General features: G+C 30.5%; 15 protein-coding genes. All 15 read right to left on the bottom strand.

The features are described from left to right. On the bottom strand, positions 1-632 hold a 632-nt coding region (locus E6248_RS06360), incomplete at its 3' end, for an ATP-dependent Clp protease proteolytic subunit (protein WP_316339976.1). Between the two features lie 46 nt (positions 633-678). After that, complete coding sequence (dapG, locus tag E6248_RS06355; protein WP_316339975.1) at positions 679-1881, bottom strand: aspartate kinase; 1203 nt, start codon at positions 1879-1881, stop codon at positions 679-681. Positions 1882-1902: 21 nt separating this feature from the next. Beyond that, complete coding sequence (locus E6248_RS06350; RefSeq protein ID WP_291665661.1) at positions 1903-2229, bottom strand: YlmC/YmxH family sporulation protein; 327 nt, start codon at positions 2227-2229, stop codon at positions 1903-1905. A gap of 72 nt (positions 2230-2301) precedes the next feature. After that, positions 2302-3609 (bottom strand): pitrilysin family protein, encoded by a 1308-nt coding sequence (locus E6248_RS06345; protein ID WP_316339974.1) that lies wholly within the window; start codon positions 3607-3609, stop codon positions 2302-2304. Between the two features lie 397 nt (positions 3610-4006). Then, positions 4007-6115, bottom strand: a complete 2109-nt coding sequence (locus tag E6248_RS06340; protein WP_316339973.1) for a polyribonucleotide nucleotidyltransferase — start codon at positions 6113-6115, stop codon at positions 4007-4009. 82 nt (positions 6116-6197) lie between these two features. Beyond that, positions 6198-6461 carry a 30S ribosomal protein S15 gene (gene rpsO, locus E6248_RS06335; RefSeq protein WP_316339972.1) on the bottom strand — a complete coding sequence of 88 codons (264 nt, stop codon included), beginning with the start codon at positions 6459-6461 and terminating at the stop codon, positions 6198-6200. 128 nt (positions 6462-6589) lie between these two features. After that, the gene (locus tag E6248_RS06330) at positions 6590-7513 is read right to left on the bottom strand and encodes a bifunctional riboflavin kinase/FAD synthetase (RefSeq protein WP_316339971.1); all 924 of its coding nucleotides are present in this window, start codon (positions 7511-7513) and stop codon (positions 6590-6592) included. An 11-nt stretch (positions 7514-7524) separates the two neighbouring features. Continuing rightward, on the bottom strand, positions 7525-8403 hold the full coding sequence (gene truB, locus E6248_RS06325) for a tRNA pseudouridine(55) synthase TruB (RefSeq protein ID WP_316339970.1): 879 nt from the start codon (positions 8401-8403) through the stop codon (positions 7525-7527). Next, positions 8403-9380, bottom strand: coding sequence for a bifunctional oligoribonuclease/PAP phosphatase NrnA (locus tag E6248_RS06320; RefSeq protein WP_316339969.1), 978 nt, complete (start codon positions 9378-9380; stop codon positions 8403-8405). The genes truB and E6248_RS06320 overlap by 1 nt, the downstream gene beginning before the upstream one ends. Beyond that, complete coding sequence (gene rbfA / locus E6248_RS06315) at positions 9380-9730, bottom strand: 30S ribosome-binding factor RbfA (RefSeq protein ID WP_316339968.1); 351 nt, start codon at positions 9728-9730, stop codon at positions 9380-9382. Before rbfA ends, E6248_RS06320 begins: the two co-directional genes overlap by 1 nt. A 16-nt stretch (positions 9731-9746) precedes the next feature. Then, the gene (infB, locus tag E6248_RS06310; protein WP_316339967.1) at positions 9747-11792 is read right to left on the bottom strand and encodes a translation initiation factor IF-2; all 2046 of its coding nucleotides are present in this window, start codon (positions 11790-11792) and stop codon (positions 9747-9749) included. Positions 11793-11815: 23 nt separating this feature from the next. After that, entirely contained in the window at positions 11816-12121 is a 306-nt protein-coding gene (locus E6248_RS06305) for a ribosomal L7Ae/L30e/S12e/Gadd45 family protein (RefSeq protein WP_316339966.1), read from the bottom strand. After that, a complete protein-coding gene (gene rnpM / locus E6248_RS06300) occupies positions 12114-12380 on the bottom strand; it encodes an RNase P modulator RnpM (protein WP_316339965.1) in 267 nt (88 codons plus the stop codon). Before rnpM ends, E6248_RS06305 begins: the two co-directional genes overlap by 8 nt. Positions 12381-12392: 12 nt before the next feature. Further along, the gene (nusA, locus tag E6248_RS06295) at positions 12393-13487 is read right to left on the bottom strand and encodes a transcription termination factor NusA (protein ID WP_316339964.1); all 1095 of its coding nucleotides are present in this window, start codon (positions 13485-13487) and stop codon (positions 12393-12395) included. A gap of 16 nt (positions 13488-13503) precedes the next feature. Beyond that, positions 13504-13962, bottom strand: a complete 459-nt coding sequence (gene rimP, locus E6248_RS06290; protein ID WP_136004885.1) for a ribosome maturation factor RimP — start codon at positions 13960-13962, stop codon at positions 13504-13506. Between the last annotated feature and the right edge of the window lie 2 nt (positions 13963-13964).

The raw sequence follows: 13964 nt of genomic DNA, 5'->3' as shown, positions 1-13964 counted from the left end.
ATTAAAATAGTACCCATATCATTAAGTAATTCATCAGATCTTAGCATCATTTCTTTTAAATCTTCTTTATTGATTTTTGAAGTCCTAACTATGAAGTTATCTATTCTTTCTTGCATCTTTTGGAAATAATTAAAAGTTTGTGCTACTCCAATAACAAAACCATTCATCCTTATTGGATGAACTATCATAGTTGCTGAAGGTGTAATAAAAGAATAACTTGATGATGTAGCTAAGGGAACTCCTATTGAATGCCCACCTCCTATTACTATAGAAACTGTTGGCTTTGATAATGAATTTATCATTTCTGAAATAGCAAGGCCTGCTTCAACATCTCCACCTACAGTATTTAGTATAATAAGTATTCCTTTTACATTTTCATTTCTTTCCATAGAAATTATTTGAGGAATTACATGTTCATACTTTGTAGATTTAGTTTGAGCTGGTAATACTTGATGTCCCTCTATTTGACCAATAATAGGTAATATTTGAATACTCTCATCTTTATTTACAGCATTTTCGTTACCAAGTTCTACAATTTCTTCTCTTTTTTCTTTTGCCTCTTTAATTCTATTTTCCTCTTCTTGTTCTTCAGTATCGTTTTCTATATTTGATGAATATAAGTTTTTTTGCATAATAAAATCCTCCTGTATAATTTTAGTTTATACAAGAGGATTTTATTTATTCACCTAATTGAAAAGAGGCATGTAATAAATTTAATGCCTTTTCTATATTTTCACTCTTAATTAAGCACCATATTGTCATATTTGAATCCGCAGTTTGAAGTATTTCAATTGAATTTTCATCTAAAACTTTAATTATTTTAGACATAATACCTGGTACACCTCTCATATTAGCTCCAACTATTGCAACATTACTACATTCATCTAGTATTTTATATTTTAAGTTACAATTATTAAGAATCCCTACAGCCTTTTCTTTTTTATTTGAGTCTATAGTAAATATTTGTTCACTAGGGAAAATATTAATTAAATCTAAACTAATATTGTTTTCTGCCAATATTTCAAGTAGATATCTATAATTTTTATTATCTTTATTATCCTTATTATTTAAAGTAATTTGTGTTCTATTATTTAAGTGAGTAATTCCGGATATAATTTTATTATAATTTTTATCTCCTACACTATTAATTAATGTACCTTTAGAATCACTCATAGTATTCTTAATAACTAGTGGTATATTAGCTTTTCTAGCACATTCAACTGCTTTGGGATGAATTACTTTGGCACCCTTTTCTGCAAGTTGAAAACTCTCATTATAAGTTATTGTAGTAATTAAAGCAGCATTTCTAACTATTCTTGGATCTGCAGTCATCATACCATCTACATCTGTATATATTTCAATTTCTTCAGCATTTAACGCTTCACCTAATATACATGCTGAAGTATCACTTCCCCCTCTTCCAAGGGTAGTAAAGAACCCTGATTCACTTATACCTTGAAAACCTGATACTACAGGAGTTATACCCTGCTCTATTAGCTTTAGTATTTTATCTGAACTTGTACAAATTAATTCTGCACAAGAAAAATCATCATCTGTAATTATACCTGCTTGCCCACCTGTAAGTGGCATTGATTTAATCCCTTCATTTTCTAATATATTACTTATTATTACTGAACTGATTATTTCACCACAGCACATAATCATATCTACAGCTTGTAGGTTATTTTTCTTAAACTTATTATCTATTAAAGATAATAGAGTATCTGTAGCATAAGGTTCTCCTAGTCTTCCCATAGCTGATACTACTAAAACTGGGGAATAGCCTTTTTCTATTGCAGCCTTTACCTTTGCTACTACTTGAGTTCTTCTTTGAGCTGTGGATACTGATGTTCCACCGAACTTTTGTATAATAACCTTCAAGCAGCTAGCTACCTCCTTAAATTACGCCCTTGCTCTTTTAATCTTATCTTTATCAGCGGACACTACTATTACATTAGTACCTACTTTAGTAATGTAGTTCCAAGGAATCTCAACATATTCTCTTCCGCCGAATAATCCAAGTTTACTTCCAGCAACAGCAGCAACTATAAATTGTAAATTACCATTTTCATCAATAATAAAATCTAAAGCTTGTTGTGTATCATATTTTTCTGCCTCTTCAGTATTAAATATTTCATATCTTTCTAAATCACTTAGAAGTCTGTATCTTGACTCCTTTTTAGACTCTTCATCATAATAAGCCTCTTTTTTCTTATCTCCTCTTAGCATAAGATTCACCTCCATATTATCTTATGTAAATCTTATGCTAGTATTGAAGAGATTATTACTCTAATTTTAAGGCTATACTCTAGAAATACTTTCGTTAGCTGAATTGTCATAAGCTCTAATATTAGGTTCTATAATATTATTTAATTCCTTATAATCAATATCTTGACCTACATAAGCTGTACTGATTATGCCTGGTTTAAAGCAAGTATCTAATACATAATTTATGTCATCGCCATTTATATTGTTAATTTTATTTATAACTTCTTCTTGAGTTTTTATTTTATTTTGCAGTAACATATTTTTTGCATTTGCGAACATTCTTGAAGAAGTGCTTTCTAGTCCTAATATATAATTAGCCTTAATCTTTTCTTTGTTTATTGCTAATATATCTTCTGATATACCTTTATTAGCAAAGTTTTTTAATTCTTTGTTAATTACTTCTATGGCCTTTTTAGCTGATTGCTTACTAACTCCAGTATAGATATTATTCAATCCAACTCCAAGATATGGATGACTATATGAATAAATAGTATAACAAAGTCCTAGCTCTTCCCTTACATTTTGGAATAATATTGATGATGCACCTCCACCTAAAATATTATTCAACATTATTAGTGCATATGCCTTATCATGACCATATGGAAGTCCTTTTAAAGCCAAATTAATATGAAGTTGTTCAATTTGTTTATTTGTATAAACACTATCACTTAGCAATATTGGAGTATTATAAGTAGGAACATAATCCTCTGCTCCACTCCAAGGCCCAAAGGCATCTTCTAATTTTTTTATTAATTCCTTTTCATCAAACTTTCCACAAATAGAAATTACAGAATTATATGGAGTATATTTAGAATTGATAAAATCTTTTATTTTTTTACTATTAAATGACTTTATATTTTCAATACTTCCTAAAATAGGGTAAGCTAATGAATTTTCTCCAAATATTGCTTTAGCTTGATTATTATCTAATACATCTTCTGGAGAATCTTCACTCATATTTATCTCTTCAATAACTACCCCTTGCTCTTTCTTTATTTCTTCATCATCAAATTTAGAATTTATTATCATATCAGATAATATATCAATAGCTAAATCTATATGGGTATTTAATGACTTTATATAATAACAAGTAGCTTCCTTGCTTGTATATGCATTTATTTGCCCACCTACATTTTCTATCTCTTGAACTATTTCTTTTGAAGTTCTTTTTTCTGTCCCTTTAAAGAACATATGCTCTATAAAATGAGAAATTCCATTTACATTTAACTCTTCATTTCTAGAACCATTTTGAACCATAACACCAATGCTTATTGAATTTACATGTTCTATATATTCTGTTACTACTCTTAATCCATTTTTTAGTTTATATGTGTTAAACATCTTTCCTCCTTAAATTATTATTTCTATTTATAACCTGTTATTAATATTCACTTTTAATCAAAATATTTTATCCGATTGCTACTACTGCTAACACTCCTACCTTCTATAAGTGGGAGCTAAGCACTGCTATGCCCTGGATTAGTTCTTCTAAGCTTCAGATGGAGTATGGTATTCCTGCACTCCGTGAAAGTGAATCACACAAAATGCAAGATTTTGGTTCTCTACTTTTTAAGAAAACTCCACCTGAAGCTTAGAATCACTTTATAATTCCCAATAATGCGAAAAATCAATCGAACTATAGTTATATTATTCTATTATAACTCAACTTATGTAAATATATTTAAAATTTTATCGTATAAAGAAAAAAAGGCAATAAATTGCCCTTTGCTTACATTTTTTATTCAGTCTTTTCTTCTTCAGAAGTATCTACTAAAGCATCTTTTCTAGATAAATTAATTCTACCTTGATTATCTATTTCAGTTACTTTAACTAATATTTCGTCTCCAACTGATACAACATCTTCAACTTTATTTACTCTTGCTTTATCAAGCTTAGAAATATGACATAATCCTTCTTTATTAGGTAAGATTTCAACAAAAGCACCAAAAGTAGCTATTTTAGTTACTTTTCCTAAGTAAACTTCTCCTGCTTTAACTTCTTTAGTTAAGCCATCGATAATTGAAAGTGCTTTTTTAACGCCTTCATGATCAGGTGATGATACAAATACTGTACCGTCTTCCTTAATATCGATCTTAACTCCAGTTTCTTCGATAATCTTATTAATTACCTTACCACCAGCTCCTATTACATCTCTGATTTTTTCAGGATCTATAGAAATGATAGAAGTTTTTGGAGCAAATTCAGATACTTCTTTTCTTGCATCTGGAATACATTCGCTAATCTTATCTAATATATGAAGTCTAGCTTTTCTAGCTCCTCTTATAGCATCTTCAATTACCTTAAAGCTAAGTCCTTTAATTTTAGTATCAACTTGAATAGAAGTAATACCTTCAACAGTACCTGCTACTTTAAAGTCCATGTCTGCAAAGAAATCTTCAATTCCTTGAATATCTGTTAAAACTTCTTCTCTACTTAAATCTTCAGAAGTTATAAGCCCCATTGCTATACCAGCTGCTGGTCTCTTTAGAGGAACCCCTGCATCTAATAATGCTAATGTACTTCCACAAACTGATGCTTGAGAAGTTGATCCATTTGAACTTAATACTTCAGATACTAATCTTATAGTGTATGGGAATTCTTCTTCAGAAGGTATTAGTGGCTCAAGAGCTCTTTCTGCTAAAGCACCATGACCTATTTCTCTTCTACCTGGTCCCCTTAAAGGTCTTACTTCACCAACTGAATAAGCAGGGAAGTTATAGTGATGCATATATCTCTTAGATTCTGCTTCACCTATACCGTCTATAATTTGAATATCACCAACTGCACCTAAAGTTGCTACAGTCATAACTTGAGTTAATCCTCTAGTAAATAAACCTGTTCCATGAGTTCTTGGAAGTATTCCCACCTCACATGATATAGGTCTAACTTCATCAAATGCTCTTTCATCTGGTCTTCTATGATGATTTAAAAGCATATCTCTTACTACTTCTTTTTGTAGGTTGTATAATATTTCTTTAATATCTGCTACATTTTCAGGATATTTTTCCTCAAATTCTGCATAAACCTTTTCAGTAACTACGTCTATTGCAGCGTTTCTTTCATCTTTATCAGAAATCCACATAGCTTCTTTTACCATTTCACCAGCAAAAGCTTTTATTTCTTCTTCAAGCTCTACACTTGGTTTATATAATTCTGGTACGATCTTTTCCTTACCAAACTTTTCCATAGCTTCTTCTTGGAATTTGATTATATCTTGACAACTATCAAAACCAAATTTTATTGCATCAAGCATAACATCTTCTGCTATTTCTAAGCCACCAGCTTCAATCATCATTACTCTTTCGCTAGTTGCACAAACTGTTAATTGAAGAATACTTTCTTCTCTTTCTTTGGATGTTGGATTTAAAACGAAATTTCCATCGATTAGACCTACTTGCACAGCTGCAACAGGTGTTGTAAAAGGAATGCTTGATAAGCATAATGATAATGAGGCTGCATTAATTGCTAAGATTTCTGGTAAATTGTCTTTTTCTACAGATACTACTGTACATACTACTTGCACATCATTTCTATATCCTTTTGGGAATAAAGGTCTAAGAGGTCTATCAACTGCTCTTCCAAATAGGATAGCATTTTCTGAAGGTCTACCCTCTCTTTTTATAAATCCACCTGGGATTTTTCCTACTGAATAAAGTCTTTCTTCATATTCAACACTTAAAGGAAAGAAATCAATCCCCTCTCTTGGTTTTTCTGAAGCATTAACATTTGTTAAAATAACTGTGTCTCCATAACTAATAAAAGATGCTACATTAGATAGCATTCCAACCTTGCCAAATTCAAGTTTTAATTCTCTTCCTGCTATGGTAGTTTTCATTACATTGTTCATTTTGTTACCTCCCTTCAAGGCTACTTTCTTATCATTCAAATTTGTTAAAATAATAGAGCGGCTTAAAAAACCGCTCTAAGGACTATCTTCTTAAGCCTAATTTTTTGATTATAGCTCTGTATCTTTCGATATCTTGTTCAGCTAAGTAGTTTAAAAGACCTCTTCTTCTACCAACCATCATTAAAAGACCTCTTCTTGAGTGGTGATCTTTCTTATGCATTTTTAAGTGGCCAGTTAAAGAATTGATTCTTTCTGTTAATAATGCTATTTGCACTTCTGGAGAACCAGTATCTCCTTCGTGTCTTCCGTGTTCTTTAATTATTTCTTGCTTTCTTATTGCGTCCATTAATCGCACCTCCGTAATATTATCCCCTATATCCAAGAAATGAGATGGCATCCTCAAATCATAGAATTAGGTTCTTCCTTGATATTATAACAAATCATAATCTTATTGTAAATTATAATTTTACATAATTAAATTATTATATCTCTATTCTTTATAAATTCTTCATCTTTTTTTATTTGATTAACCATTTCATCTAAAGAATCAAATTTTACTTCGTCTCTTATTCTTTCCACAAAATAAACTTTAATCTCTTCTCCATAAATCATTTTATCAAAATTTAAAATGAAAGTTTCTATAGTTAATTCTGTCCCATTAACTGTTGGATTATTCCCAACTGAAGTTAATCCTTTAAACTTCTCATCACCATATATTACATTAGTATAGTAAACACCTTTTTTAGGGATGACCATCTTATCACTAAATTCTAAATTAGCTGTTGGAAATCCTATAGTTCTTCCAAGCTTCTTACCATGAATTACTTTACCTTTAATTAAGTATGGCTTTGACAGCATTTCTGTAGCCTTACTAACATTTCCTTCCACAAGGGATTTTCTTATTCTAGTACTGCTTATTACTTCGCTTTCATAATTATATTGATCTATTATATATAATTTATATCCATATTTATCTTGAAGCTTTTTAAGTAACTCAACATCACCTAAGTTTTTATGTCCAAATCTAAAATTAAATCCTACAACTATTCCTTTTACATTATAATCTTCACAAAGAAGCTTAATAAAATCTTCAGCTGTAATTGACATAAATTCTTTAGTAAAAGTTCTTAAAACAACAATATCAACATTTTCTTCCTCTAAATACTGAAGCTTTGTATCTAAATCCATAATTAGTTTAGGTACATTATCAGGACTTACAAGAGTTTTAGGATGATTTTTATAAGTAAAAACCATGCTTTTGCCATTTTCTTCTTTAGCCACCTGGACAGTCTTTCTTACTAGGGATAGGTGTCCATAATGAAGTCCATCAAAACTTCCTAATGCAACATAGTTATTATTTTCTTTATTTTCTATAATATTATCATCTATTACTAGCATATCCTACACCCCTAATTAATTAGCAATTTTTCTATCTTAAAGCCTTTTTGATCACCTTTTCCAAGACCTATAAACTTAGAATTTTCGTCATAGACTCTATATAGTCTTCCTATTTCTATTTTATCCTTTGTAAGTCTTTTGTCAAAGACTTTAACTCCATTTATCAATAATTTTGAAAAATTATTTGAAACTACTAGTTTTTCATAATTATCTAAAGCATCATCTATACTAATAATATAATCCTTTATATTATCTAATGTAATATCACTTATATTTATAGCCTCTTCTTCAGTAAATTTTGATGTTTTACTTCTTTTAAGTTTAGTCATTGCAGCACCAACACCAAGAATTTCACCAATATCAAAACAGAGACTTCTTATGTAAGTACCCTTAGAGCAAGTAACCTTCATTTTTACATAAGGATTATTGATTTCAACATCCTCGATTTTATAAATGCTTATTAGTCGCCCTTTCCTTTCCACTTCAATTCCTTGTCTTGCAAGTTCATATAACCTTACACCATTTTGTTTTAAAGCAGAATACATCGGTGGTACTTGACTATATTCTCTTTCAAAAGAAAATATAGCCTTTGAAATTTCACTATTAATTAAACTTGATGGATCTTTTTTTTCAATTATTTCACCTTCTAAGTCATATGTAGTAGTCTTTATACCTAGTTTAAATTCTACCTCATAAACCTTATCTGAATCCATAATATAGTCTATAATTTTAGTTGCTTTTCCTACACATATAGGTAAAACCCCTGAAGCTTCAGGATCTAAAGTACCAGTATGTCCAACCTTTTTCTCACCTAAAGTCTTCTTTATTACTCTTACAACATCAAAAGATGTCATTCCAGTATTTTTAAAAACATTAATTACTCCATCCATTACAGTAACTCTTTCTCTATTTCATCTAAAATTTTATCCTTTGCTTCATCTAAAGTTAATCCTTTTAATGCAATTCCAGCAGCCTTAACATGACCTCCGCCACCTAAAGCTCCCGCAATCTTTCTTACATCAAAATCATTTTTAGATCTTAAACTAGCCTTAACTCCAATATCAGTTTCTTTAATTAATACTGCAATTTCTACTCCCTTTATTTGAAGTCCAAAAGAGATTATATCTGAAGTATCACCAATTTCTATACCAAGGTCTTCTGCATAAGATTTAGGTATTTTAATTAAAGATACTTTCCTATCAAACAGTAATTCCATATCATTTATGGCTCTACCTGTTAGTCTTATCTTTTCAAATGTATTATTATCAAATAAACTTTGATATATAAAAGTATTATTGACTCCAATACCTTTTAGTTTTGAAGCTATCTTATGTGTTCTTGAAGTTACATTTGAATGTCTAAAACCACCTGTATCTGTTACTAATGATGTGTAAAGACATGTTCCGATTTCTAACTTTTCAGTAGATTTCTCATTAAGATCTAATCCTAAACACTCTAATAACTCATAGACTATTTCTGCAGTCGCTGCTGCATTTATATCTACATAATTTAAGTGTCCATATTTATCATTTGAAATATGGTGATCTATATTTATAATAGTCCCCTTATATCCTGATAAATCTGCTGATATTCTATCATAATTGCCACAGTCTAATACTATAACTATATCAGTACAGTCAATAGGAGATATTAAATTTCCAGTAGCTTCATTTGATCTTTTTAAAAATTGAAGGTTTTCAGAGATTATGTCCTTTGATATTAAATAAGCGTCTTTTTTTATTAGCTTTAAAGCATTTAATAGTGCAAGTGCACTACCTACTGCATCACCGTCAGGTGATACATGATAGGTAATGCCTATTTTACTTGCCTTATATATTAAACTTGCTATATTTTCTAAGGTATTCATTATTTATCTTTAACCTTATCTATTAGCTCTTCTATCTTCATACTATAAGTTATAGAATCATCTAACTCAAATAAAATTTGAGGGGTATTTCTAAGATTGATTCTTTGACCTATTTCTCTTCTAATATATCCGCTTGCACTCTTTAAGGCTGCAAAAGTTTCATTTTTCTCTTCTTCGTTTTTCCCAAAAATACTTACAAAGACCTTTGCATATCTTAAATCTTTACTTACTTTAACAGATGTAACTGAAACCATAGCTTTCATTCTAGGGTCTTTAATTTCATCTCTAATAATAACGCTTATTTCTCTTCTAACTTCTTCGTTTATCCTTCCGCCTCTATAATTAGCCATAAACTCACCTCTTTAATTAAAGCTGCTTTCTTTCAACTGCTTGCATGCTAAAGGATTCTATAATATCGCCTTCTTTAATGTCATTAAACTTTTCTACGCTTAATCCACATTCATATCCTTTACTAACTTCCTTAGCATCATCTTTAAATCTCTTAAGTGAAGCTAATGTAGATTCGAATATTACTACTCCATCTCTTATAACTCTAACTTCAGAGTTTCTTAAAATCTTACCATCTAATACATAACTTCCAGCAATTGTACCAATGCTTGAAATCTTATATACCATTCTTACTTCTGCCTTACCATTTATAACTTCTTTATACTCTGGATCTAGCATACCAATCATTGCTGATTTTACATCTTCTATAGCATCATAAATAATTCTATAAGTTTTAATTTCAACGCCATCTTTATCTGCTATAACGCTAGCATTAGAATCTGGTCTTACATTAAATCCTATAAGTAATGCATTTGATGCTGTTGCTAAAGTTACATCTGTTTCAGTTATAGCTCCAACTCCACCATGAATAACTCTTACCTTAACATCTTCAGTAGAAAGTTTTTCTAATGATTGCTTAATTGCTTGAACCGAACCTTGAACGTCAGCCTTAACTATTATTCCAAGTTCCTTAACTGTGCCCTCTTGAATTTGGCTATATAAATCTTCAAGAGATACTCTGTTTTGTGAATGGAAACTTTCATCCTTAATCTTTTGCTTTCTTGTTTCTGCCATGTTTCTTGCAGTCTTTTCATCTTTAACTACAGCGAATCTATCTCCAGCAGATGGAACTTCTGAAAGTCCTAATATCTCAACTGGAATTGAAGGACCTGCTGATTTAATAGATTTACCCTTATCATCAAACATAGCTCTTATTCTACCATATGTTGATCCAACTAAAATTGAATCTCCAACATGTAATGTTCCATTTTGAATAAGTAAAGTAGCAACTGCACCTCTACCTTTATCTAATTTAGCTTCTATAACTGTACCCTTTGCTTTTCTCTTAGGATCAGCTTGAAGTTCAGACATTTCAGAAGTTAATAATACCATTTCTAATAATTGCTCTAGGTTTTCACCTGTTTTAGCTGAAACTGGAACACAAATAGTATCTCCGCCCCAATCTTCTGCAACTAACTCATGTTCAGTAAGTTCTTGCTTAACTCTCTCAATATTAGCTCCTGGTCTATCTATCTTGTTTATAGCAACAATCATAGGAACTCCTGCTGCCTTACAGTGGTTTATTGCTTCCTTAGTTTGAGGCATAATACCATCATCAGCCGCAACAACTAAAATTACTACATCAGTAATTTGTGCTCCTCTAGCTCTCATAGCAGTAAAGGCTTCGTGACCTGGAGTATCTAAAAATGTAAGCTTTTCTCCATTTAAGTTTACTGTATAAGCACCAATATGTTGAGTTATACCACCAGCTTCTCTAGATGTTACATTAGCTTTTCTTATAGCATCTAAAAGAGAAGTCTTACCATGGTCAACGTGACCCATTACTGTAACTATAGGTGGTCTCTTTACTAAGTTTTCTTCAATTACTTCTTCTTCTTCTACTATTTCTAATTCTTCTTTTTCTTCTTTTTTAACTACTAAACACTCATATTTTTCACATACTTTTTCTGCAGTTGCAAAATCTATCTCTTGATTTATAGCTGCCATAACTCCAGTGAAAATAAGAGTTTTAATTACGTCTGCTGTAGGCTTACCTAATTTTTCAGCTAATTCTTTAACTGTTATAGTTTCACCTATTTCAACAACTCCTGAACCACCTTCACCAACTACATCAGCCTCTTCTTGATTTTTTCTCTTCTTTTTCTTTTTAGCTTGATTATTTACTTCTTCTTGTAGTTGTTCTTCATATTCGTCTACTATAGTCTTATCTTCTGAAGCTTCTTGTTCACCAAGTAATTCCTTGATTAATTCTGCATCTTCATCTTCTATAACGCTCATATGATTTTTAACATCCACGCTAAATTCATTCATTAATAGTTCTATAAGCTCCTTTGAGCTAATATTAAGTTCTTTTGCCAATTCATATACTCTGATTTTTGACAATAAAATCACCCCCGGTTAAATTTTTATCTTATCTCATCATAAAGGGTAGAAAGCTTATTTGCCATATTGCTATCTAATATAGCTAATATTTTCACTTCTTCTCTTCCAATGGAATTTCCTAGTTCTTCTTTTGTAAAATCTTCTATTACTTTTATATTCTTTGCTAAACAATGCTTTTTAAACTTCTTTTTTGTACTTTCTGACGCATCATTAGATATTATAAATAAAGATATTGATTTCTTATTTCTGGCTTCATCGCATTTGCTATAGCCTTCAATTATATTGCCTGATCTTTTAGCTAAACCTAAAAAATTAAAAAACTTATCCATTGTTTATTTCTTCCCTTAATTTGTTATATACTTCTTCACTAATTGCAATATCTAAATTTCTAGATAATCTCTTAGCTTTAAAAGCTTTTTCTAGACACTCTTCATTTTTACAAACATAAGCGCCTCTTCCTGACTTTTTGCCAGTTAAATCTACTGAAACCTCTCCTTCAGGACTCTTAACTACACGTATAAGTTCCTTTTTGGGTTTCATTTCCATACATCCTGTACACATTCTTAAAGGAATTTTCTTTACTTTCATAAAAAATCCTCCTTATTCAATAACTATATCTTCTTCGATTTCTTTTTCTTCTGTCTTTATTGCATCTGCTTGAGATTTACTTTTAATGTCAATTTTCCAGTTAGTAAGCTTAGCTGCAAGTCTAACATTTTGACCTTCTTTTCCTATTGCTAAAGATAATTGGTTATCTTCAACAACTACTTTAGCAGATTTATTTTCTTCACATACCTCAACTTCTAATACCTTAGCTGGACTTAATGATGCTGCTATAAATTCTTCTGGATTTTTGCTCCATTTAATAATATCGATTTTTTCACCTTTTAATTCATTTACGATATTTTGAACTCTAGCGCCCTTTGGTCCAACACATGCACCCATCGGATCAACATTTTCATCATTAGAATGAACTGCTATCTTACTTCTTGAACCAGCTTCTCTTGAAATGCTCTTAATTTCAACAACACCTTCATATATTTCAGGCACTTCTAACTCAAAAAGTCTCTTAACTAAGCCAGGATGTGTTCTAGATACTAATATTTGTGCTCCTTTTGAACCATTCTTAACTTCAACTACATATAATTTAATTCTTTCGTTAAATTTATAGTCTTCTCCAGGAATTTGCTCATTTGGTCCAATAGATGTTTCTATTCTTCCTAAGTTAACAAAGACATTTCCCTTATCTTTTCTTAATACAGTTCCAGAAATAATATCATATTCTAATTCTTTATATTCTGAATAAACTATATTTCTTTCTGCTTCTCTTATTCTTTGAGTAACAACACCCTTTGCAAGTTGAGCTGCAACTCTACCAAAATTCTTTGGAGTTACCTCTAAATCTACTATATCATCTAGATCATATCTTGGGCTAATTTCCTTAGCTTCTTCTATAGAGATTTCTGTAACATTATCATACACATCTTCAACTACTACTTTTTGAGCATATACATGTATTTCACCTGATTCTCTATTGATACTAACTTTTACGTTTTGTGCTGAAGTAGTTGGACTAGCATAATTTTTCTTATATGCTGCAACTAATGCATCTTCAATTGTAGTAAAAATTAAATCTTCGCTAATCCCCTTATCTTTTACAATTTCTTTAAGAGCACCTATAAACTCTTGGTTCATTATTATATCCTCCTTATTAAATTTCCCCTTCTAAATTGGCTGATTTTATTTTATCTTTAGGGATAGTTATTAAACTTTCTGCTTCAACAACTATTGAATCTTCCTTAACTTCCCTTAATATACCTTTTACATTCTTTTTTCCTTCAAAAGATTTTGTAAATCTTATAAGTACTTCTTTTCCAATTTGCATTACATAGTGAGCTTCAGTATATAAGCCCCTATTTAGACCTGGTGATGATACCTCAAGATAATAAGCAACTGGAATTGGATCTTCTTCATCCATTATATCACTTACTCTTCTTGATACCTTTTCGCAATCCGTTAAGCTTATACCACCATCTTTATCAATATATATTCTTAAATAATATTCTCCATTTTCTTTTACATATTCAATATGGTATAACTCATATTGAAGTTCCTCAGCTACAGGTCTTACTAATTGATAAATTTTTTCTATTAATGAATCAACTTTCATAT

Source organism: Clostridium sp., from assembly GCF_032552055.1.
Lineage (GTDB): Bacteria > Bacillota > Clostridia > Clostridiales > Clostridiaceae > Clostridium.
Note: the sequence above shows the minus strand (reverse complement) of the source record. Positions and strands in the feature narration are given on the sequence as shown.